Origin of the sequence: Clostridium grantii DSM 8605 (genome assembly GCF_900129965.1) — a bacterium.
GTDB lineage: Bacteria > Bacillota > Clostridia > Clostridiales > Clostridiaceae > Clostridium_AF > Clostridium_AF grantii.
Genome location: NZ_FQXM01000006.1, coordinates 143,925 through 168,064 on the forward strand (window position 1 = coordinate 143,925; position 24,140 = coordinate 168,064).

Consider the following 24,140-nt stretch of genomic DNA (forward strand, 5'->3'; position numbering starts at 1 on the left):
AAAAGTCGTGCTTTTTTATAATCCAACATTTGAAGTTTAAATACATCACTTAATTGTATCAAAGTTAGATATCAAAATAAAATTAAATATCCACATATTTAAAAACTTTATTCCCCACTGTACTGATATAGTGTTATGCAACACTTAAACTTAGTTAGTTAATATATCAATTGACAATTAATACTTATACCTTCAAAATAGTACTTGTAATAAGTGTTATTAAACTTGAAGGAGCTATAAAATGATTACAACGGTATTATTAATTATTATTTATTTAGCATTTATTAGTTTAGGATTGCCTGATTCATTGCTAGGCGTTACTTGGCCTATTATGCAAAATCAGTGGGGGTTGCCTTTAGATGCTGTTGGTCTTGTAGCTTTATTTATTACAGGAAGCACCATTATATCTAGTTTTCTAAGTGGACATATCATCAAGAAATTTGGAACAGGAAAAGTAACTTTTATTAGTTGTGCAATGACCGGTGGTGCTCTTTTAGGATTTTCTTTTGCACCTTCATATTTATGGCTTTTATTATTTGCTATTCCACTAGGTTTTGGAGGTGGTGCTGTAGATACTGGCTTGAACAATTATGTAGCTTTGCATTTTAAAGCTCATCATATGAATTGGCTACATTGTTTTTGGGGAGTCGGCGCTACTTTAGGGCCTTTAATTATGGCTCAGATTTTGATTAATACTTCATCCTGGCGTTTGGGATATGGTACTATAGCCTTTATTCAATTAATTCTAGCTTTTATATTATTAATTACCTTACCTCTTTGGAAAAAACATGAAAGTTTATCAGATAGCATCACAAATGATGGACACTTTAATGGAAATACACTTGAAAATTCCTTTGAGAATTCTGAAATCAATGATAAATTAAGCAGAAAATCTATCCTTAAGATAAAAGGAGTTAAATATGCACTATTCACCTTTTTATTTTATTGTGCAGTAGAACTATCTATGGGTTTATGGGGAAGTAGTTTTCTCATACAAATCAAGAATATATCCGTTGAAAAAGCAGCTTTTTGGGTGGCAATGTATTATGGTGGAATCACCTTAGGTCGTTTTATTTCTGGTTTTATATCCTTTAAATTAAATAATACTCAAATGATTCGTTACGGTGTAAAAATAACTTTAATTGGTGCTATTTTGCTTTTATTTCCTTTGCCCAATTTTATATCAGCTTTTTCTTTTGTTCTTATAGGACTTGGTCTTTCCCCTATATTTCCTGCTATGGTTCATGAAACCCCTGTACGCTTTGGAAAAAATCATTCTCAGCTTATTATAGGTTATGAAATGGGCTTTGCTGCTACGGGAAATGCATTATTTCCTCCTCTATTAGGAGTAATTGTGAAACACTCTAGTATGAGAATATTTCCTTTTTATTTAATAGGTTGTATATTAATCATGTTTTTATGCAGTGAAAGATTAATAAAACTAACACAAGAAACTATTAGCTCAAAATAATTAAAAATAATGCGGTTAATAATTGTCAATGAGACTTGTTATTAACCGCTTAATTTTATTGTTTATTATCTTACAAAATTCACACTTTGAATCCCTAATTTATTAAGCCCATCATAACTTTATTAATATGCTACAACTTCTTTAATATTAAATTCCTGTCCTGAGATTAATTCATATTCCTCTCCGCTACACTTAGGGCAAATCTTTCTATGTTCGATAACATTATAGATTTCATTGCAAGCTTTACATTCAGCATTAGCTGGAAGTACAATAATCTCTAGTTTTGTGTCTTCATAGTCTGTTTTACTAACTGCTGCAGGATAACATTCTTCAATATATCTAGGAATTGATTGAGACAATTGTCCAATCTCTAATACAATTTTATCTACTTTTGTTAGTTGATTTTCTTTAACAAATCTATCAACTACTTTAATAACTTCGTAAACTATACCTAGTTCATGCATTATTTTCACTCCACTTTCTATCTAGTAGATTTATCTTGTTTTTGTAAGAGGATTAATTTTATTTGCTAATATTTTAACTTTTCTAATTGCTGCTTTCTTAAGTACAGCTTTTGGTAAGTTTTCAAGTTCATAACCTTTTACATCATAAACTTTTTCAAGTTTAATAGCATCAAATTTACATTTAAGTGTACATGCTCCACATCCTACACATAAGTATGGATCAGTTTTAGTAGCACCACAACCTAGACATCTTGCAGTTTCCTTCTTGATTTGTTCTTCTGTTAAAGTTCCTCTTAAATCTTTAAAAGTTGTTCTAGATACCTTACCATCTACATGATTGATTCTTTGTCTTACAGTTCCATCATATCCTTCAGGTTCCATTAAGTTCTTTTTATCAAGCATCTTGTAAGAATGATTATCTCTACCAAATACTAATGACTGACCATTTTGAACAAATCTGTGAATAGATACAGCGCCTTCTTTTCCTGCAGCTATAGCATCAATAGCAAGTTTTGGTCCACTAGCCACATCTCCACCAGCAAAAATATCCGCTTTTGAACTTTGAAGAGTAATATGGTCAACTTGAATAGTGTTTCTATTAGTTAATTTTACATCTTCACCTTGTAGTAAATTTCCATAATTGAATGTTTGTCCTACTGATAATAAAATGTAATCACATTCAACTATTTTTTTATCTGATTCATCAAACTGTGGATTGAATCTACCTTCTGCATCTAATACTGAAATACAGCGTTTGAATTCAATTCCTGTAACTTTACCGTTTTCTGTTATAACTCTTGTTGGTCCCCATGAGTTATTTATGTTAACATTTTCTTCTAATGCTTCTTCTACTTCTTCTATATGTGCAGGCATAATATCTCTTGCTTCTAAACAGAAAATATCTGTTTGTTCAACACTCTTAAGTCTTACTGAAGATCTAGCCACATCGATAGCTACATTCCCTCCACCGATAACAACTACTTTACCTTTTACTTCTGTTGGTTGTTCTAAGTTAACTGTTCTAAGGAAATCTACTCCACTTATTACTTCACTAGCATCTTCACCCTCTAAGCCTAATTTTCTACCTGATTGAGCTCCGATAGCTATATAAAATGCGTTAAATCCTTGTTCTCTAAGTTGTTGAATTGATACGTCTTTTCCAACTTCAACACCAGTTTTAAACTTTACTCCCATATCTTGTAGTACATCAATTTCTGCTTGTATAACATTTTTTTCTAATCTATAAGATGGTATTCCAAATGTCAACATTCCACCTAGTTTTTCTTCTTTTTCAAATATTGTTACATCATATCCATCAATAGAAAGATCATAAGCACATGTTAATCCTGAAGGACCTCCACCGATAATAGCAATCTTTTTATCACTATAATCATGTCTTTTTCTAGGTATGTAGCGAATATCTTTGTTTAAATCCTGCTCTGCAATAAACTTCTTAATATCATCAACGGCTACAGCTTCATCTATATCCCCACGTGTACAATCTTCCTCACATAATCTTGGGCAAACACGTCCACAAACTGCTGGAAGTGGATTGTGCTTTTTGATTAATTCCAATGCTTCTGTATATTTACCTTGAGAAGCTAGCTTAACATAACCTTGTACCGGAATATGCGCAGGACAATTTGTAATACAAGGAGCTGTACCAGAATCTACTGTGTTCTTTCTATTAATTCTATAGTCTCTGTTCAACTTTTCTTCTGTCCACTCTGTATTTCTTGGTGTTACTTTAATCATTTCCACATCAATTGGCTCTTTTGAACATAATTTTTGCCCAAGTCTTAAAGCATTTGTAGGACAAACATCAACACATTCTCCACAAGCAACACATTTAGATTCATCAACTACAGATCTATAATTAGATCTTACTATATCCCCATTTACAAATTCATTAGCAAGTCTCATAGCATAGCAACCACATCCACAGCAATTACAAATAGCATGAGTATGTCCTGGTGAATCCAAGTTAGGAATAGAGTGCATCAAACCATTATCTTCTGCTTTTTGAACAATTTCAAAAGCTTCTTCTTTAGTGATTTCTCTTCCACGTCCTGTTTTAATGTAATACTCAGCTGCATGATCTAATTGAATACACATATCTTCTTTTAAATGTCCACATCCTTCTCCCATTGCTTCACGAGAAGTTCTACAAGAACAATCTGATACTGAGAACACTGTTGATTCATTCAAATATTTTGACACTTCTTCATAAGAAGCTTTTTTTGAATTTCCATCAATAGATCTTTCAATAGGTATTACACGCATAGGTCCTCCACCAATAGGCATTATACCTGCTGCTGCTGGCCCTCTTTTTTTGCCGAAATAATAAAATGCTTCTGCTACTTCTGGGTATTTAGCAACTAATTCTTTATTGTTATTAATCATTTCTAAATGCCCTGGAACAAAAATATCATGCCAATACATATCTACTCCATTTATTGTATTAACAAAAGCAGCTCCAGTCCAAGCAATATAGTCCATTGCTTCTTTTACTTTTTCGTATGGCTCTCCTGCTGCTTTTGCAATATCTTCTGCACTAACTTTTTCACGGAATTTCAAATGCATTGCTAATTTTGCTTGATACTCATTAAGTAATGGGGCAAGAGCATAATACTCAGGACCAAACGGAATTACTTCTCTAGAACTTCCTTGTTTTGTTCTTCCAATTTTGTTTGCAAGATCAACTATTTCTTGTCTATACTCTCTACCATCCACGTCTGCCCAATTTAAAGCAAAGTTAAATCTTTCTGATTTGTTAAAGTTTGTTTTTGTTTGTTCTTTTGACATTTTTTATACCCTCTTTCTTAATTGTTTTTTAATCCAATTTGTCCATTCATCTATACCTTCACCGGTTTTAGCTGATATAGGAAATATAATAATATCTTTATTTAACTTTTTTACTCTTTCTTCAAGTAAATCCATTCTAAAATCAAAATGCTCAATGGCATCAATTTTGTTCACGATTAATACATCTACTACCCCAAATATCTTAGGATATTTTAGCGGTTTATCATCACCTTCTGGAACGCTTAGTATAGCTACATTTTTCATTGCTCCTGTATCATATCCTGCTGGGCATATTAAATTTCCTATGTTTTCTAAAAAAACTAAATCTAATTCTTCTACCCCTAATTCATCTATACCTTGTTTTGTCATAGTAGCATCTAAATGGCACAAACCACCAGTGTGCAATTGAATAGCTTTTGCCCCTGCTTCTTGAACAGTTCTAGCATCCACGTCTGAGTCCACATCAGCTTCCATAACCCCAATTTTTATTACATCTTTTAATGCCTTAATTGTACTTACAAGAGTAGTTGTCTTTCCACTACCTGGTGAAGACATGATATTAATAAGATAAGTATCTAATGTCTTTAATTCATCTCTCGTTTCTTGCGCAACTTTTCTATTATCTTCTTGGATATTTTTCTTAATTGTGAAAACCTTTAATTCATCCATATTAAACCTCCAACCACTGTCTATATCTTGATTATAGCAAAAGAATAACATTTCATATACCCATAATTTTTCTAGGTTTTTTTGTAGCAATTACTTTACTAAAGTGTTTACAAATCCAAAACTATTGAAAGCGCTAAATAGTCTGACAATTTCGACATTTTACATATGCGAACTGTAAACAGAAATCCAAAGTAAATTTATTTAAAACCTTGTTATTATATTAACTATTGAAAGAATTCCTTCACAATGATAAAATATTATATAGAGTTTTTCCTATAAAAATTACAATTCTAGAATAATGGTGACCATTATGAATAAAAATCTTAAGTTCAATATTATATTTGAAGGACAAACAAACGGAGTAACTGCAACTTGCCAAAAATATAACATTTCCAGAACTATTTATTATCGTTGGTTAAAAAGATATAAAGCTCTAGGTATTGAAGGACTAGATGATATAAAAAAAGATTTTACACCTATAAATAAAACAAGCTCTGATATTGAAAACGTTTTACTTGGTCTTTTTAAGACATATCCTCATTATGGACCTAAAGCTATCAAATACTTATTAGAAGAATTCGGTTATAATATAAGTGAATCAGCTGTTTTCAATGTGATGAAAAGACATTCTCTAACTAATAGAGAATGTAGAATTAAATTTTCAAAGAAGAAGGATAATAATATCACAAACTCGCTTCCTCCATTAAATGAGATAAATAGCGGAGAATGTTGGATATTTTGGATCACAAATTATGGTAACTTTAAAAACATAGGTAATATCTATGAATATACTATCTTTGATTTTAAAAGTAGAATATCCTGCACAAGGTTGTATCACGACATATCCTTTAATAATTTTGAAGACTTATTAACTGCTGTAGCTATCCCTGTATCACAAACACTAAATTTTAACACAAAGTATTTATGCTTTTTTCAAGATTCAAAAATTATAAAACAAACCATAACCATCTTGAATTCAAAGTTTAGCAAAATAGTTCAAGATAATGGACTTGATATAAAAACATATATTTTTAAATCAAATGACATCTTAGGTAATATTGATGAATTAAGAAAACAATATACAGAAGGTTGTTTATCATATTTAATGCCTTTAATTCATGAAGGTATGTTATTAAACGAACTTAAGATGCAGTTGCAAAAACATATTCGAGCATACAATTTAAACTTAAAAACAAAATTTGATAACGAGATATGTTCTCCTATTGAATACCATAATAAATTAACCAATAATCCTCTTATCTTGCCTCTATGGGCATATATTGATAGGAAATACTAAAGGAGATTCTATGAAAGTAGCAATTATCGGAGCGGGTTTTAGTGGAATGCTTGCAGCATACTTATTAGAAAAAAATGGACTTAAAGTAACTGTTTATGAAAAAGAGGAATATATAGGCGGACATTGTAGAACCTTTGCAAATAAAGATCTTTATGCAGAACTTGGAACAGTTTTCTCCTTTCCCAAGGAAATCAAGGAATTATTAATTGAATTAAAAGTTGATTATACAGAACGATTTGTATACAGAAACTTTGTTGATGAAAATTTTAATAGTGTGGAACACATGCCCAGAGAAGATGTAGTTTTACTAATGGATGAGCTAGCTCGTCTTACAGTTCTTTTAAAACAATATTCTTCTTCACTTAATGATGTGAATTATGGATATATTCATGAAGATTTATTGGTTCCACTACACCAATTTCTGAAAAAACATGATTTAAAGATTATATGTCAGGTTATTGCACCTCACCTCTCATCTTATGGCTATGGAAATATCTTAAATACCCAAGCTTACTATACTTTTAAAATATTTAGCCTAGATATTATATTATCTTTTATTCGTGGTGATAAGCTTTTGTTCATTAACAGTGGAACTTCCGACCTTATTAATAAACTTAGCCAAAATATATCAGATATAAGATACTCTATTGAAGTTAATAACGTTGAACTTATAGACAACAAAGTAAAAGTTGAAACTAACTTTTCTTCTGACTATTACGATAAGGTTCTTATCACTACAAAGCTCCCAAGAGATGTTATTAAGGATGATTTATATAATCACTTAATGAAGAAAATAGATACAAATCCATTTATCACATGTGCTTATGAAGTAAGCAACAGCAAATTAGTAACAACCTATTTCAAAGCCAACCTAGGAAAAAAAGGTAAAATACAGTTTTTCCATACTTTCAAAAAAAATAACCGCATTATACTTATTGCTTATGCATATGGAACTATCCAAAAGGATTTAGTTAACGGAATAACACATGATATTCAAAGTCTAGGAATAAATATAAACCATTTAATAACTGCCAAACAGTGGTATATATTCCCCCATTTAAAAGAAAATAATCTTACTCAAAATTTTTATCAAGATATAAGTGAGAGGCAAAAAATTAGTAATATTTGTTTAATAGGTTCTTTAGTATCTCAACCTTCACTATCAAATTTATATCTATCAGTGAAAAATTCTGTAAATCAAATATTAGATGACTATAATTCAAATAAATAAAAAAATAACTCATATGTTAGCCATATGAGTTATTTGAGTTATATACTAGTACATCAATCGTTTGATAAAAGCAAGTGCTTTCCCTCCATAAGGGGGATATTTCAGTGGCATATCAAAGAAAGTAGCGCTTTTGAGAACTGATTTTTCATGAGTAAATGCTTCAAAACTATATCTACCATGATAATTACCTGTCCCACTAGTTCCTCTTCCCCCAAATGGTAAGTGCTCATTGGTAAGATGCATTATGGTATCATTAATACAGCCTCCACCAAAGGGAACATCTTGAATCAAACGATTAACAAATTTCTGATTTTCACTAAATACATAGAAAGCTAAAGGGTCCGGATTTCTTCTAATAATTTCTATAAGTTCCTCATAGGTACTATAACTTATTACTGGCAATATAGGTCCGAAGATTTCATCTTTCATAATAGGCTTATCGATATTTTCTACTTCTATCAAAGTCAAATCAATATGAAGTTTATCATCATTAGTTTTACCACCATAAACTAGTTTACCGTCACCTATATAGGATTTAACTCTTTGATAATTTTTTTCGTTTATCATTCTACCGTAATCCTCATTGGTAAGTAAATCCTCTCCATATAGATTCTTTACCACTTTACCGAAGGTTTCATAAAAATCTTTTTTTACACTTTCATGAACTAATACATAATCAGGAGCCACACATGTTTGTCCTGAATTGATACCCTTGCCAAAGATAATACGTTTAGCTGCTTTGGTTAAATCCGCAGTATTATCAACAATGGTTGGACTTTTTCCTCCTAGCTCAAGAACTACCGGTGTCAAATGTCTTGCTGCTTTGTTCATAACTATACTTCCTACTTTTGTACTTCCTGTAAAAAATATTTTATCAAACCGTTGTTCTAAAAGAGCTTCTGTCTCGGGTATCCCCCCTTGAACAACAGATATATAATTTTGTTTGAAAGTCTCATTTATAATTTCTTCGATAACTCTCGCCGTATTTGGTGCTAATTCTGATGGCTTTATAACACTACAATTTCCACCTGCAATAGCTCCTATAAGTGGTGCCATCACTAGCTGAAAAGGATAATTCCAAGGACCCATAATAAGGGTTACACCGAATGGTTCTCTAACTGTATAAGATTTTCCAAGAAAGTTTATAAGATTGGTTTTGCTATGCTTAATCTTACTCCATTTTTTGAGATTTTTCATCACTGTTTTGATTTCATTTAATGTAAAACCTATTTCAGTAGTTATAGCTTCATGTTTAGATTTTCCAAGGTCCATATATAGTGCATCTGCAATCTTGTCTTCATTGTTACGAATCGAATTTTTAAGCTCACTTAATCGTTGGATTCGATATTCAATGCCTTTGGTCTTACTAGTATAATAATATTTTTTATGTTCTTCTATGATTTCTGCATAATTTATCATGGTATACCTCCTATTTTTTATTATATTGCTAGTTTCAGTAAATTTTTACTTACATTTATATCTCTGTTTATTATCATTCCACATATATATTACTTCGTCAAGGAGTAATTATCTTAGGTATTAAACCTAAAATAATTATATTTGTATTCTTTTAAAAATTGATATATTATACTATTAGATAGCATATAGTTTCTTTATTTGCTAAAAATTGAATAAAATTATATAAGGCAAAGGCGATGATAAACGATGAAAAATATAATTGAAAAAAATTCAACAATACTTTTTCAAGGTGATAGTGTAACAGATTGTGGTAGATTAGAAAGTTCTAATGGGCTAGGCTTTGGCTATGCCAATATGATAGCTGCGTGGCTTACAGCTCAATACCCACAAAAATCCTTTAATTTTTTAAATAAAGGCATTAGTGGAAACAGAGTAATAGACCTACAAAACAGATGGAAAGAAGATTGCCTAGATTTAAACCCATCTATAGTTTCTATTTTGATTGGTATTAATGATTGTTGGAGAAAATATGATAACAATGATGCCACTGCTGCGGATAAATTCGAAGCAACCTATAAACAACTCTTAACTGAAGTAAAAGAAAAAACAAATGCAAAAATAATTATCATGGAACCTTTTCTTTTACCTGTAATAGAAGAACGTTCGGATTGGTCTGCAGGTCAAAGTCAATGGCGTGAAGATTTAGATCCCAAAATACATGTTGCTAGAAAATTAGCAAGAGAATTTGAAGCCACTTTTATTCCTTTAGATGGTATATTTGCAAAAGCATCTATGGCTTTAGCTATGGATAAATGGGCTGGTGATGGAGTACACCCATCTCAAGCTGGACATGCTTTGATTGCACAAGAATGGATAAAAGCTGTAACACAATAAATTTACAAATAAAAAATACCATATAAAAAACAAGGAGAATTAGCTGATGACAAATAAATTAAAGAAAATTGTTATTATAGGTGCAGGACATGTAGGCTCTCATTGTGGGTACAGTTTGCTAGCACAAGGAGAAGTTGATGAAATTGTTTTTATCGATGTGGACTCAACAAAAGGTAAAGCACAAGCATGGGATATTGCCGATGCAGCATGTTTTATGCCTCATCCTACCATTGTGAGATTTGGAGATTATCAGGATTGTAAAAATGCCGATATAGTTGTTTTAGCTGCAGGAGTTCCAAGAAAGCCTGGACAAACGAGGCTAGATACCATGGATGACTCCATAATAGTGATGAAAGAAATTGTAGAACCTTTAAAAAACTCAGGATTTGAAGGCATATTGATTTGTATATCCAATCCAGCTGATGTTATTGCTAACTACATGAGAAAGCATTTGGCTTGGCCCAAAAATAGAGTTTTTAGTACGGGAACTTCTCTTGATACTGCTAGACTTAAAAGAGTTCTTCAAGAAGAAACTGGAGCAGACTCTAGAAGTATTCAATGTATTTCTATGGGTGAACATGGAGATTCAAGTATGATTCCTTTTTCTCATATTACCCTTGGTGGAAAACCCTTATTAGAATTAATAAAAGAAAAGCCTGAAAAATATGGCCATTTGAATTTTGATCATATTCTACATAGAACTCGTATGATTGGAATGGATGTTGTAATTGGAAAAGGTTCAACAGAATTTGGAATTGGTACTGTTCTTGCAGACCTTGTTAAAGCAATCTTTCATGATGAGCATCGTGTTATACCTGTATCCGCTTTATTAGAAGGTGAATATGGTGAAGAAAATTTACATATTGGTGTGCCCGCTATTATTGGGAAAAAAGGAATAGAAGAAATAATTGAGTTAAAATTAAATACTGACGAGCAAAAATTATTTGAAGAATCCTGTAATGTAATTCGTAACCACATTGCATTAGCAGAAAAACTATAATTAACTCTTCAATTAAAATGCACAGTTCAAGGTTAATGAACTGTGCACTTTTAAAGTTATTCTTTAATTTTTACTAAGACAATAACATTCTATCATTTGTTAATTGTTTTTTTCGTTCTTTTGAGTAATATGTTAATAATTCCTCTATAGTCATTTTACTTCTTTCTTCCCCTTTTATATCTAAGATAATCTCACCATCATCCATCATAATAGTACGATTTCCAAGAGAAAGTGCAGCTTTTATATCATGAGTAATCATCATTGTTGTTATTTTTGATTCAGCAACAATATCTGTAGTTATCTTTAATATTTTTTCTCCAGTGGCTGGGTCAAGTGCTGCAGTATGCTCATCTAAGAGTATAAGTTTAGGTGAAGAAATAGTACACATAAGAAGTGTAACCGCTTGTCTTTGTCCTCCAGATAAATGTCCAACTTTTGTTTTCATTCTATCTTCTAACCCCAAATCTAAGGTAGCTAGTATTTCTCTAAAGTGTGAAAAATCCCTTTTATTTAAAGCAAAAAAACTTCTTTTTGCTTTTCTAGTATAAGCAAGGGCTAGATTTTCTTCAATAGTCATAGATGGGGCTGTACCTTTCATTGGGTCCTGCATAAGCCTCCCAATATCAAAAGCCCTTTTATAATCCGTAAGTTTAGTGATATTATTATCATCTAGCATAATAGAACCACTATCCACAAAGAAACTTCCTCCTATTGCATTAAACAAGGTAGACTTTCCCGCTCCATTTGAGCCAATTATAGTGACAAAATCTCCTGGATCTAGATGTAAATTTATTGATTTCAAAGCTTTTTTTTCATTTACAGTGCCAGGGTAAAAAGTTTTAGAAACATTATTTAAAGTTAACATAGTATATTACTCCTCCCCTTTAATTTTATTTTGCTTAATCTTTGCTTTTATTGAAGGTAAAGAAAGGGCCACCGTAACAATAATTGCAGAAATTAATTTTAAAGCGTAAGAAGGAAGCAAATCAATTTTTAAAGCAAGTGCAATAATTATTCTGTAAATAATAGAGCCTGTTGCTGCTGATATCAATCCAATAGTCACTGAACGTTTGCCAAATAAAGCTTCTCCAATAATAACTGATGCTAAACCAATTACCACCATACCGCTTCCAGAACCCACATCAGAAAACATTTGATATTGACATATCAAAGCTCCAGATAAAGCAACACAAGCATTACCCATGGATAATCCAATACACTTAGATAGGTTTGCATTTATAGATGAAGAACGAACCATTTCCTCATTATCACCTGTAGCACGAATAGCAAGCCCAAATCTTGTTTTAAATGCAATAGCAAGGATTACTGTAATGATAATACATATAAATAAAGCTAAAAGCGTTTTATTCATTCCGTTTTGAACCGTAATAATAGTCTCTATTTTGGTAAATATTGTTTCATTACCTACAATAGATAGATTTGCTTTACCTCCCATAATTCCTAAATTCACTGTATATAATGCTGTCATAACAAGAATTCCTGATAATATGGGATGTATATTTAATTTAGTTTGTAATAAACCTGTTGTACACCCAGCCAAAGCTCCTGCAAGTATTGCAACTGGTAAAGCAAGAAAAGGATGTCCGCTGATAGTTACTACAGCAGCACAAGCCATACCTAATGAAAAACTACCGTCAACGGTTAAATCCGGCAAATTTAAGATACGAAATGTTATATATATACCTAATGCCATAATGGCATATAATAACCCAAGTTGTAATGACCCCATTATTAGTATCATATTTATCCCCTTTTTACATTTTAAACAAACCCCTTAAAGTATACATAAGTTTACTTAAGGGGTTGTCTATTTAAATTAATTCTATTCCCCTATAATAACAAATTCCTTCATTAACTCATCTGAAATATTTAAACCTAAATCTTTAGCTGTACTAATATTTATCATTTTAGAATATTCAGCAATTTGCTCTACAGAATTTTCTTTAATTGTTTCACCTTTAATAATACGTGAAACCATTTGAGCTGTTTGTTTTCCAAGTACAGTATAATCAATACCCACTGTTGCAAGTGCTCCATCTGCAACCATTGAATCTGCACCCACATAAGTAGGAATGTTAGAATCCATTGCTATTTGCATATAAGTAGCCATTGCTGAAGCAACTGTATTATCATTTGGTGTAAAGAAAGCATCAACTTCTCCAACCAAAGAAGAAGCCACTTGTTGTAAATCAGCAGTCCCTGTAATTGTAGCTTCTTTATATTCTATACCATTAGCATCACAATACTCTTTAGCTCTTTTGATCCCAGTAGAAGAATTTATTTCGCTACTATTGTATATAAATCCAAATACTTTTACCTCTGGTGTTAATTCATTTGCTAGTTTAAAAATATCTTCAATAGCAATTGAATTTGAAACCCCTGTAATATTACCTGTTGTTTCTTCAAAAGAAGTAACAAGCCCAGCTTCTATAGGATTACTTACTGCTGAAAATACGATAGGTACACTGGTAGTTGAAGCTATTGCTGCTTGTGCAGTAGGAGTTGCAATAGGTACAAGCATATTTACACCATCGCTCAACATATCTTGCATAATAGTAGGTAATAAACTCATATCTCCATTTGCATTTTCAAAATCAATTTCAATTTCAGTATTATCCCCAAAATCCATTGCCTTTAGTTCTGATTCAATAGTTTCATGAATTTGATTCAAAGAAGGGTGATCCATAGGAAGGATAATCCCAATTTTATAAATTTTTGACTCAGTACTATCCGTGCTATTAGTGCTATTAGTACTATTAGTACTATTAGTATTATCAGTATTACTTGAACACCCCGTTAAGCCCCCTAATGCAATAATTGCTACCAATAAAAATGTTAATAGTTTTTTCATCTCTCTTTTCCCCTTTTTAATAAATTATTTTTTTATACTATTTGCATATAAATTCCAGTTATTTTCCCCATGGAATCCTTGCAGTAGTATTATTTTAATTAATTTTTTATAAACAAAAAAATCTGTCCTTTTTTAAGAACAGATTATATCTGATATACCATCTTAATACACAAAATTTTAAACACGATACCTATTGTTAACGCCAATGTACGTCTTAGCTACTAGATTTACTATAAATCGTTCACCTTGCCCTCAGTGGTCCATTTACTGTACAGCTTTTTCGCGAGGCTTCCACCATCCCTCACTCTCTGTAGATGCTTATTACAGTTTTATCTCCACGTCACAAGTTTAATAGGTACATTATAATCTAAACCATCAAAAAATGTCAAGATTAATCTTACTTAACCAATTCAATTTTATGAAAACTTATTAGGAAATTAATTATAATTGAATAAAAGCAAAAAAAATGGTTTAATAAACTTAAATATACTTTAATAATTTAGTTTCAACACTTGGAGGGTGATACTAATTGCAAAAAATAAAAACAGATTCAACGGAAATTGAAATAGGTAGAATAGAAAATTTAATAATCCTTTCTATTTTGCCTATAATATTTTTGATTTCCGCATTCTTGCTGGATACTCCAGCTAATATTCTTAAGGGGCTATATTCAATAATTATATCATCAGATGTTTTATTGGTAGATTATTTAGAAGTAGGAGGCATAGGCGCTACTTTTGTAAATGCAGCACTATTAGCATTGATAAATATTTTTATAATATATAAGTTAAAACTAAAACTAAATGGAGCTCTTATTGCAGCTATATTTACTATAACAGGGTTTTCATTTTTCGGTAAAAATATATTTAATGTTTGGCCTATTTATATAGGTGGATATTTATATGCAAAATACCAAAAAATTGAGTTTAAAAGTGTTTTAGTTGTAATTATGTTTTCTACTTCCCTTGCACCAATAATAAATGAAATAGCTTTTGGATTAAATACAAATATTTTATTTTCATTGCCTATAGCCATACTTTTCGGAATCTTCATTGGCTTTGTTATAACTCCTTTATCATCTCATATGTTAAGAACTCATGATGGCTATAATTTATATAATATTGGCTTAACTGCTGGGATTTTAGGTATGTTAATAACCTCCTTATTAAGAAGTTTTGGCTTTGTTATAGAACCACAACAAGTTCTTTCAACTAAATATGATTTGTTCTTAAAAATATTCTTTTTTATATTATTTCTTCTTTTAATAATATTAGGCTATTTTATTAATAATAAGAGTTTTAAAGGGTATAAGAAAATTTTAAAATTTTCTGGAAGATTGGTTACTGATTTTACTCAACTTAAAGGATATGGTATCACATACATAAATATGGGCATTATGGGTATAGTATCATTGGCTTATGCTATATCTTTAGGCGGCGTATTAAATGGTCCTATTGTTGGAGCATTATTAACTGTTGTTGGATTTGGTGCTTTTGGAAAACACCTTAGAAATGCCTTGCCTATTATGCTTGGTGTTGCTTTAGGTGCTTTTATTAAAATATGGGATATAGATTCTACTGCAGTAATACTTGCAGGATTGTTTGGTACAACGCTAGCTCCTATAGCCGGAGAGTTCGGTCCAATTATAGGACTTATAGCTGGTTTTTTACATTTATCAGTTGTTATGAATGTAGGTGTTGTTCATGGAGGTATAAATCTATATAATAATGGTTTTGCCGGAGGATTTGTTGCAGCAATATTAGTTCCTATTATAGATGCTTTTAAGAAAGGAGATTAAATTTATGAGACACGAAGTACAAAAAATTTCTAAAATAGTAGATGAAATTATAAACTTTTGCTTTTTAAATTCATCAAAAAAAGTAAATATATCTATCGAAAATACAGATGATGCTTTTATTATAATTACTGAATCAGACCAAATAAACCATAGTACTAAAAAAATCGATCAAATTAAAGAACTTCTCAATGTTCAAAGACAAACTGAAATGGAAGAATACTATTGGCAGTTAGCCGGAGAAGATATCAAAGGAGGGGAATTAAATTTAGTTGGCATGATGGTAGATGAAGTAGATATTGAATTTAAACCTCCTTCACTTAAAATAAAATTAGTAAGATACAAAAAATAAATATCTCAGGGGGCTAAATCTCATTAATTACTTATAGTGACTTTTGGGATATAGATTCCCCCTGATTTTTTACTTAACTACATATCTTTTCTAATTATCTCCGTTGAGTCATTGCCAGTTATTATGAAACCTATTAAAAATTTACTATTTTATAGAAAGCCGGCTTTTCTTGGTGATTTTCATCAAATACAAGAGGCCAATCTTGCCTATTTTTTACTGGAAAATTACTTTTCCAAGTTTTTTCATCACTAATTCCCCAGAATAAAACTCCTGTGATAAACTGTTGATATTCTCTAAATATAGAAAATACTTTTTCGTATACTTCTGCTTGTTTTTCAATCATTTCTTTTGTAGGTTTTATACTGTCCCTTCTTTGGTCTTCAAATGAAAACATAGATATATCCATTTCAGTTATTTGAATTTGAAGTCCTAATGATGAATATTTTTCTAAAGCATTTCGTAGATTATCAAATAAATTTACATCATTAATATCCCAGTGAGCTTGAATACCTACTCCATCAATAGGGGTTCCTTCATCTATAAGCTTTTTTAATAGTTTATAAGTTTTTTCTAACTTTTTAGGTTGCTCATTATTATAATCATTATAAAATAATACTGCTTCGCTATCCGCTTCTTTTGCATATTGAAAAGCTATTTTTATATAATCTTCCCCAATTATATCTAACCACTGAGTATCTCTTAATGATTTATCTTCAAAATCTTCAATAGCTTCATTTACCACATCCCAGACATAAACTTTTCCTTTATAATGGTTCATTATTTCATTAATATGATTTTTCATTCTTTTAAGCAATAATTCTCTTGAGGCTTTTTCTCCCTTAACATCTTTAAATACCCACTCTGGTGTTTGATTGTGCCATACCAAGGTATGACCTCTCATTTTCATATTATTATCTACGGCAAAATTCACTATTTTGTCACTTTGCTCAAAATTAAATTGATTTTCTAAAGGTTGTATATTTTCAAACTTCATATGATTTTCTGCAACTAAAACATTAAAATGTTTTAGTAAAATTTCCTTGTGCTCTCCATTAATATCATCTGGTCTTACCGCTGCCCCTATAGGAAAATGTTTTTGATATGCGTTACATAAAGAAATTTCCTTTTCATTTTTAATACTCATTATTCCACCACTCCTTCTAGTTTAATCAAATTATTAATCCATTTTTTTGATTTGAATCTTTTTGCACATGAGATAAATTTATATATTTCTTGAACTGTTATTAATGTAAAAACAACAGTTATAGGCATTTTAAAAATCATACCTATGTATGGGTTTAAAGCTATTATTATTATAGAAATAACTGCACTTACTATAAAACTTAACTTTAAAATTTTTCTACCATAGGAATAGGCCAATTCCTGTTCTCCAGCACCTATAGCATTCCCCACCATAATAACAGAAGTGCTTGCCATACCAGAGATGGCAAAAAGGATAGATTTTGTATTGTTTTAGAAATATTCATTGCAGCCACCACATACTTATCTTTGTATAAAATCGTTATCATAATTAAGCATTCTAAAATTCTAGCTATAACCGTTGCCAGCGCTGCTCCTGAAATCCCCAATGCAGGAAATCCCATTTTCCCTCCAATAAGCAAATAATTCAAAAAAGTATTTATAAATCTTGCTAAAGTATTTATTATCATAGGTAGTTTGATTTGCGCTGTACTTCTTAAAATACTGGCATAAGAAAAGGTAATTGCCGTAAACACCTAACTAAAAGAACTTACTCTGAAATAGTCTTTACCTAAAACAATTATTTCATCATCTTTGGTGAAAAAACCCATAATCTGTTCTGGTATAAAAAAAAAACTATCAGAAAAAATAAAATTGAAAATCCAATAGAACTTATTAAAGTTATACCTAAAACAGCTTTTACATTTTTCTCATCTTTATTTCCCCAAAACTATGCGGAAAAAACTGATCCTCCACTAGAAAAAGCAAAAATAATTATACAATGAATTATGTTTTATTAGATTTTTGTCGGTTACTCTTTTAACATACCTAAATAAATTTAGTACAACAACCCAAGAAATTTAGTTAAAAACATAGAAAATTAAATTCTATATTTTTTAAAATCATTAAACAGATTGAAATAAATCCATATATACTCCCTACAATAATTAATACTTTTCTTATAAAATCTTACTAATAAACGAATATTCATTCATTTATTAGTAAGATTAAATCAATAGATTTAATCAATTTAAAACTAATTTTTATATAGGTATTTAAGCCTTAAAATAATCTCTTTCACCTCATATTGCAAGAGAATAACAAAATAGCGTCTAATTAAATTTTGTTTTACTTACTCTTAATATTTCTCATATACAGATATGTTAAAATCAAGCTCTGTTGAAAGTTTAGAAGTTTCATCCGCTTTTTCTTTCATGGTATTATCAAAAGTCCAATAATAAGGAGTCATTGAAATAAGGTTCTTTACATCTTCCTTTCCTTCTACTTGAATACTATACTTAACCTCTTTATGCTGAACTAATTTAAATCCCTGGAAGCTAATTTCTTTTTCTTCATGCTTTCTAGCTTTTACATATAATATTTCTTTTAGCCCATATAAATGTTGAATCCCAGGGGTTACCACTACTAACTTACCATTATCCTTCAGTACCCTTTTTAGTTCTGACTCGTCAGAAGGTGCAAAATTTCTAATAATAATATCTATTGTATTTGACATAATTGGTAAATTAAAATTACTTCCTACTATAAAGTTTATTTTTTTATCCCTTTTAGCCGCATATGTAATTGCAGTCTTTGAAATATCTACACCAAAAAAATCAACTTCCTTGTTTTGAATGTAATTATTTTCTTTGCTATATATGTATTCCTTTATATTAGATAAAAAATATCCTTCTCCACACCCAGCATCAAGTATATTTATCTTATCTCCATTTATATTTGATATTATCACTTCATTCAACGCTTCAGAAAAAATGTGGTAATACCCTTTATTTAAAAAGTCCCTACGTGCTTCCATCATTTCTTTGCTGTCTCCTGGATCTTTTGTTCTTTTTTGATTAGCTAATAAAAGATTAATCTGTCCTTTATTAGCTATATCATAACTATGATTATTTAAACATATATACTGTTTTTCATGTTTTTTTAAACTTAAATTGCATACTGGACATTTTAATATAGAGTCCAAATTTTCAATTATCACAAAATCACTTCCTTATTTTCTTATCCACATAAATATATCACAAAATCAGTTCCTTTGTAAGTAAAACAGGTTTGTAATTAAAAGCATATTTAATCTATAGGAAAAACATATAAGGCGTATAATAAAACATATACATTATAGGAGCAAAATCAATATTTAAGCGTATGCTCTTATTTCATAAACAGTTACACGTGGTGAACCGTTAGTTTTATTAAATACTACTTTTATTTCATCTGTTTTTATTGTTGAAAAGTCTATAATATTCTTTCTTTGATAATTCTCTTTAATTGATTTAATTTCAACATATTCTCCATTTAATTTTGCAAAAATCGTATAATCTTTTATAATCTCTGGAAAAACATTAAAGTCTAAATATATTTCTAAATTATGATAGATATAGTTTAAATTAGAATCAAAGACTAATACTACCTGACTAACTTCTTTTTCTTCATTAAACTTTAAACTTACCCACTCTTCATCATTACTTTTTTCTGAAAGCCACAAATTTGGTAATTTATGATTTCTAGAGTATCCATTATTGATATTAGAAGCACTATAAATATTTTCTTCTAAACCTTTAAAACATGGCAATTCTTTTCTTACTTCCCACATTTCTTTCATAAGTTCTAATGTATCAATATCTATATAAGTAGATTTTTTAGAAAAATAATGTTTTGTAAGATAAAAAACACCATTAACTCTATCATTATTCATACCCATTGATACTAAATCATTTTTATGAATCTGTATAAATATTTTACCTGTGCTAATTTCACAACCTAAATCTAGGTCTATCCACTGATATTCTTCACTGGCTTTAAGATTAATACTTTTTTTCATTAATTTCTGCTGTGGTTTATAGTTTTGATCTTTTATTGCTGTGTACATGATGTATTCAATTTCTGTATCTACTTTTGCTTTAAGAAATAAAGATATTTTTCCAATGTATTTTTCTACTGGTAAAATTAATGCCACTTCTTCATTCAATACTTTTTCATATTCCATATTATCAAAGTTTAATTTTTCATTTGAAGAAGCTGTTATAGTTGCTTTTCTAGCTAAATCTTTTTCATCTTCATTAACTGTTCCTATAATATATTGGTCATTTTTAATTAATTCTTGTTTAAATTCATCTAAATAATTTTCATATATTCCTCTTGGGTTAACAGAATATTTCTTACATAAATATGCTGCAATAGCAACTGATTGTCCAAGTACTGCTAACGTTCCCATTACACGTGTAGAGCCAAAAGCCACGTGAGTTGTTGACATACAACGGCTTGCAACAAATAAATTATCTACATCTTTTGAATAACAACTTCTATAAGGTATTGGATAAACACCATTTAAAACATAATGACGATTGATTAAATCAGTAGAAAAGAAACCTTTAAGAGCATGCAAATCAAAAGACCATCCCCCGTGACCAATAGTGTCTTCAAAATCATTTTGTGCTACAATATCCCCTTCTGTTAAAATGTAATCTCCCATAAGTCTTCTTGATTCTCTTTTACCAGTCACTGGACTTACATATTCAAAATCAAAATTGTCTGAGTCGTATTGTTCTCCTTTTTTAATATGATCCCATATGCCATAAACCAATTCCCTTTGTTCTTGCATAATTTCTTCTGCATCACTAATTTGATTTCTACCATATCCAATCTCATAAAACCATTGCATTCTATAACCTTCGTAACGAGAATTTCCTGGTATTCTATCTGGGATTATTCTATTTTTTAAAGTTTCTTCCACAGACAAGCTTTTTGCAAAATCAGGCAAAACAAAAGGTGCTTTTCTTCCTGTATCTTTTGAATAAAAAGATAGTGTACTAAGCAAAACATGGTCATCCGCTTTTTCTGGCGCAATGCGTTCGCCAAACTCTGAGCTAGCTTCTCTTCCCATTCTATACTCAGCCGCTGCTAAATATCCAATGGTTCCATCACCAGTATCATCTAAGAAATATGGACTTTTAAATTCAAGACGTTTTTCTGTACCTATTTGTGAGCCTGAAACACTTTCAATTGTTCCATCCTCTTTTGTTATTACCTCATCCACATTTGTGTTTAAATACAGGGAAATATTTTTTTCTCTAAGCACATAATCAAGTAATACCGTATGCCATAAATATGGATTTCCCTGGGGATTTCTATATAAATTCTCAAGTCTAAGTTCTTCCATAATTCCAGATTCTCTTGCATAAAAGTTAAACTCACTTGACCCATCTCCACCTGATATAGTTATACGAACTTCTGGACTGGCATTTCCCCCAAGATAACCTCTATTATTAATAAGTGCTACGGATAATCCCAGTCTTGCGGCTTGTATAGCAGCACAAATACCTGGCATTCCGCCTCCAATAATTGTAAAATCTTTTTCTACTAATTCCGTTTTAAAACGCATATAATCATCCTCTCTATTTTTCAATTCATATCCTTCTTATTCTATGGTAACTGATGTATTGAACACTTTAAATACCATATAATGAATTTTTCATATCCTTTTTCGCTTTATTGTGATATGCTTTTTTTATAATTATTTTGTATTTATTATTTGATGAAAGGATATAAAAAAATGGAAAATAGAGTTGATATTTATCCAAAGGAATTGCCCATTGTTGCTACTGTGGGTATGGTGAATGTGACCACTCCATGGCGTCACTTAGATAGAATATTAGAAATTAACACTATGTTATTTGTGTTAAATGGCACAGTTCATGTATCTGAAAATGGAGTTGATTATGAAGTGAACAAAAACCAAGTTTTCTTTTTAAAAAATAGACTTCATCATTACGGAAAAACCTTAACCCAGCCAGGGGCAAAATGGTTTTGGATTTCTTTTATACCTTCTACCACCCCCATTTGCGCTGATACCATGTATCTACCTAAACTTTTAACTATCAGCTCGCCAGATAAGATGCATGATATCATTGCTCCTATGAAAAAATTATATAATTCAAGTGAACCCTTTAAAGCTCAAAGACTTAGCGGTTCTTTGTACCAAATATTTTTTCAACTCTTAAGCCAACCTTCAAAATATGAAGTTAATAACGCTGCCGCTATCATAACTCCAAAAGTTATTAAAATGCTAAAATCCCAAATAAAGGATAAATTTTCTGCAAAACTCATTGAAGATAAGCTTAATATGAGCTATAGCTACCTTGGGAGACTGTTCAAATCAGAAACAGGTACAACCATCAATAGATATCATATGGAACTTAAAGTAAGAGAGGTTATAAATTTAATGCAAACCACAAATCTAACTCTCTCTGAAATAAGTGATAAACTTAATTACCCTAACCCATATTACTTAAGTAGGATTTTCAAGAAAGTTGTGGGCATGTCCCCACGTGATTATCAGCATCAACTTTATCATTAATTTTTTGAAATGCCAAAAAACCGAAAAACTTTTTAAAGGTGGATTATTCACACAATACAGTAAATAATCCACCTTCAACATTTCTAGAAACAAACTTTTTATTATTAGTATAATTTATTTAAATTGTCCTAATACTCTCAGCTTGTGGTCCTTTTGGTCCGCTAACTACATTAAAGGTTACTTTTTCGCCTTCTTCTAAAGTTTTATAACCTTCTTTATCTATTTGTGAGAAGTGAGCAAAAACATCGTCTCCTTCATCTGTAGTTATGAAACCAAATCCTTTTTCTCCATTAAACCATTTTACTGTTCCATTCATTACTTTTACCTCCGAGATTTTTATTTGCTTTTAATGCTTTCCGAAAAATTCGACAGCTTATATCACAAATATATTATTTACAATAAAGTCAAATTATATAACAGTAAATCAAAACTTACTTACAAAAAAAACTGTAAACAAAATAATTTGTCTACAGTTTTATATTAACACTCTTTATTCAGCGTAGATTTAATTCTTTTTCGCTTATACAAACCGCATTATATCTTCAGTCTCCATTCTTGGAGTTGCTGCAGGTTTTTCATCTGGATAACCGTAGACAATAAGTGCTGCTACCGTTTCTTCTTCTGGTAAACCTACAACTTTAGAAATTGACTCATCATTAATAACTCCCATAACTGTTGTCCCAATACCTTTAGCATGTGCTGCTAAACAAAATGTTTGACATGCAAGACCAGCATCAAAGATTTCCCAAGTATTAGCTTTTGAAGTAGCATATTCATCTTTGTCTAGTTTACCACTTTTACCTTTAACAAAACTTAATACTGCTACACCTTTTGTTTCTTTTAATGTGTTTACATTATAAACAAATTCATTAACACCTTCTGTTCCAAGACGTTTGATAGTTGCTTCATCATCTACCAATGTATATCTTGCTACTTGAAAATTTCCCCATGATGGTGACCATTTGCTGATTGAAACTATTTCTTTCATAATTTCTCTATCAACTTTTTCATTTTTAAATTTACGAACACTTCTTCTTTCTTTTATCATTGTAACTGCATCCATTTTTATTACCCATCTTTTTCATATTTATATTTTTACCTAGCCTTAAAGCCAACTAAATTATTTTACAGTTTTTGTCTTTGCATTGGTTCTTAATTATAAATCAATAAATTTATTAGCAACTTTCCTAATGAAGAACCTGGTATTAATATTAACATGAAGTGTACATTCACGACTAGTACGCACTTTTTTTTCATATAATATACAATATGTTCGTAACGTAATAAATAAGGTTAT

Annotated in this window: 22 protein-coding genes; 8 read left to right on the top strand and 14 right to left on the bottom strand. The window is 30.5% G+C overall.

Annotated features, from left to right (window positions below):
* Positions 1 to 241 precede the first annotated feature (241 nt).
* Positions 242 to 1,471, top strand: coding sequence for an MFS transporter (locus BUB83_RS06945; protein ID WP_242950643.1), 1,230 nt, complete (start codon positions 242 to 244; stop codon positions 1,469 to 1,471).
* Positions 1,472 to 1,593: 122 nt separating this feature from the next.
* Here BUB83_RS06945 and BUB83_RS06950 read toward each other — a convergent pair whose 3' ends face one another.
* The 3 genes from BUB83_RS06950 to hypB are packed head-to-tail and all read right to left on the bottom strand — an operon-like array spanning position 1,594 to position 5,409.
* Positions 1,594 to 1,935 (bottom strand): hydrogenase maturation nickel metallochaperone HypA, encoded by a 342-nt coding sequence (locus BUB83_RS06950; protein ID WP_073337723.1) that lies wholly within the window; start codon positions 1,933 to 1,935, stop codon positions 1,594 to 1,596.
* Positions 1,936 to 1,965: 30 nt separating this feature from the next.
* Positions 1,966 to 4,740, bottom strand: a complete 2,775-nt coding sequence (locus tag BUB83_RS06955; RefSeq protein WP_084133442.1) for an FAD-dependent oxidoreductase — start codon at positions 4,738 to 4,740, stop codon at positions 1,966 to 1,968.
* A 3-nt stretch (positions 4,741 to 4,743) separates the two neighbouring features.
* Positions 4,744 to 5,409, bottom strand: coding sequence for a hydrogenase nickel incorporation protein HypB (gene hypB / locus BUB83_RS06960; protein WP_073337724.1), 666 nt, complete (start codon positions 5,407 to 5,409; stop codon positions 4,744 to 4,746).
* 310 nt (positions 5,410 to 5,719) lie between these two features.
* Between hypB and BUB83_RS06965 the strand changes: the two genes are divergently transcribed.
* Positions 5,720 to 6,706 (top strand): helix-turn-helix domain-containing protein, encoded by a 987-nt coding sequence (locus BUB83_RS06965; protein ID WP_073337725.1) that lies wholly within the window; start codon positions 5,720 to 5,722, stop codon positions 6,704 to 6,706.
* 10 nt (positions 6,707 to 6,716) lie between these two features.
* Positions 6,717 to 7,937, top strand: coding sequence for an FAD-dependent oxidoreductase (locus BUB83_RS06970; RefSeq protein ID WP_073337726.1), 1,221 nt, complete (start codon positions 6,717 to 6,719; stop codon positions 7,935 to 7,937).
* Positions 7,938 to 7,982: 45 nt separating this feature from the next.
* Here BUB83_RS06970 and BUB83_RS06975 read toward each other — a convergent pair whose 3' ends face one another.
* Positions 7,983 to 9,356 (bottom strand): aldehyde dehydrogenase, encoded by a 1,374-nt coding sequence (locus BUB83_RS06975; protein ID WP_073337727.1) that lies wholly within the window; start codon positions 9,354 to 9,356, stop codon positions 7,983 to 7,985.
* Between the two features lie 246 nt (positions 9,357 to 9,602).
* Between BUB83_RS06975 and BUB83_RS06980 the strand changes: the two genes are divergently transcribed.
* Both BUB83_RS06980 and BUB83_RS06985 read left to right on the top strand, forming a co-directional pair.
* Complete coding sequence (locus tag BUB83_RS06980; RefSeq protein ID WP_073337728.1) at positions 9,603 to 10,250, top strand: SGNH/GDSL hydrolase family protein; 648 nt, start codon at positions 9,603 to 9,605, stop codon at positions 10,248 to 10,250.
* A 46-nt stretch (positions 10,251 to 10,296) separates the two neighbouring features.
* Complete coding sequence (locus BUB83_RS06985; protein WP_073337729.1) at positions 10,297 to 11,250, top strand: L-lactate dehydrogenase; 954 nt, start codon at positions 10,297 to 10,299, stop codon at positions 11,248 to 11,250.
* Between the two features lie 73 nt (positions 11,251 to 11,323).
* Here the strand turns inward: BUB83_RS06985 and BUB83_RS06990 are convergent, their stop codons facing one another.
* From BUB83_RS06990 to BUB83_RS07000, 3 genes are all read right to left on the bottom strand, one after another.
* Positions 11,324 to 12,115, bottom strand: coding sequence for an ABC transporter ATP-binding protein (locus BUB83_RS06990; protein ID WP_073337730.1), 792 nt, complete (start codon positions 12,113 to 12,115; stop codon positions 11,324 to 11,326).
* 6 nt (positions 12,116 to 12,121) lie between these two features.
* Positions 12,122 to 13,012, bottom strand: a complete 891-nt coding sequence (locus BUB83_RS06995) for an ABC transporter permease (RefSeq protein WP_073337731.1) — start codon at positions 13,010 to 13,012, stop codon at positions 12,122 to 12,124.
* An 81-nt stretch (positions 13,013 to 13,093) separates the two neighbouring features.
* Entirely contained in the window at positions 13,094 to 14,122 is a 1,029-nt protein-coding gene (locus BUB83_RS07000) for an ABC transporter substrate-binding protein (protein ID WP_073337732.1), read from the bottom strand.
* A 529-nt stretch (positions 14,123 to 14,651) separates the two neighbouring features.
* On the opposite strand from BUB83_RS07000, the gene BUB83_RS07005 reads away from it, so the two are divergent.
* Both BUB83_RS07005 and BUB83_RS07010 read left to right on the top strand, forming a co-directional pair.
* Positions 14,652 to 15,920 (top strand): DUF1576 domain-containing protein, encoded by a 1,269-nt coding sequence (locus tag BUB83_RS07005; RefSeq protein WP_242950644.1) that lies wholly within the window; start codon positions 14,652 to 14,654, stop codon positions 15,918 to 15,920.
* A gap of 4 nt (positions 15,921 to 15,924) precedes the next feature.
* On the top strand, positions 15,925 to 16,269 hold the full coding sequence (locus BUB83_RS07010) for a hypothetical protein (protein ID WP_073337733.1): 345 nt from the start codon (positions 15,925 to 15,927) through the stop codon (positions 16,267 to 16,269).
* 133 nt (positions 16,270 to 16,402) lie between these two features.
* On the opposite strand, the gene BUB83_RS07015 is transcribed toward BUB83_RS07010, so the two are convergent.
* From BUB83_RS07015 to BUB83_RS07035, 5 genes are all read right to left on the bottom strand, one after another.
* Positions 16,403 to 17,413 (bottom strand): endo-1,4-beta-xylanase, encoded by a 1,011-nt coding sequence (locus BUB83_RS07015; RefSeq protein ID WP_073337734.1) that lies wholly within the window; start codon positions 17,411 to 17,413, stop codon positions 16,403 to 16,405.
* Positions 17,413 to 17,706, bottom strand: a complete 294-nt coding sequence (locus BUB83_RS07020; protein WP_073337735.1) for an MATE family efflux transporter — start codon at positions 17,704 to 17,706, stop codon at positions 17,413 to 17,415. Before BUB83_RS07020 ends, BUB83_RS07015 begins: the two co-directional genes overlap by 1 nt.
* Positions 17,667 to 17,873, bottom strand: coding sequence for a hypothetical protein (locus BUB83_RS23055; protein WP_479723229.1), 207 nt, complete (start codon positions 17,871 to 17,873; stop codon positions 17,667 to 17,669). The genes BUB83_RS07020 and BUB83_RS23055 overlap by 40 nt, the downstream gene beginning before the upstream one ends.
* Positions 17,874 to 18,607: 734 nt before the next feature.
* Entirely contained in the window at positions 18,608 to 19,468 is an 861-nt protein-coding gene (locus BUB83_RS07030; RefSeq protein ID WP_084133444.1) for a methyltransferase domain-containing protein, read from the bottom strand.
* Positions 19,469 to 19,624: 156 nt separating this feature from the next.
* The gene (locus BUB83_RS07035) at positions 19,625 to 21,892 is read right to left on the bottom strand and encodes an FAD-dependent oxidoreductase (protein ID WP_200801445.1); all 2,268 of its coding nucleotides are present in this window, start codon (positions 21,890 to 21,892) and stop codon (positions 19,625 to 19,627) included.
* Positions 21,893 to 22,039: 147 nt separating this feature from the next.
* On the opposite strand from BUB83_RS07035, the gene BUB83_RS07040 reads away from it, so the two are divergent.
* Positions 22,040 to 22,843 carry an AraC family transcriptional regulator gene (locus tag BUB83_RS07040; protein WP_073337737.1) on the top strand — a complete coding sequence of 268 codons (804 nt, stop codon included), beginning with the start codon at positions 22,040 to 22,042 and terminating at the stop codon, positions 22,841 to 22,843.
* Between the two features lie 118 nt (positions 22,844 to 22,961).
* On the opposite strand, the gene BUB83_RS07045 is transcribed toward BUB83_RS07040, so the two are convergent.
* Both BUB83_RS07045 and BUB83_RS07050 read right to left on the bottom strand, forming a co-directional pair.
* Positions 22,962 to 23,159: a cold-shock protein gene (locus BUB83_RS07045; protein ID WP_073337738.1), complete on the bottom strand. Its 198-nt coding sequence runs from the start codon at positions 23,157 to 23,159 to the stop codon at positions 22,962 to 22,964.
* Positions 23,160 to 23,363: 204 nt separating this feature from the next.
* Entirely contained in the window at positions 23,364 to 23,906 is a 543-nt protein-coding gene (locus BUB83_RS07050) for a nitroreductase family protein (RefSeq protein WP_073337739.1), read from the bottom strand.
* Positions 23,907 to 24,140 lie beyond the last annotated feature (234 nt).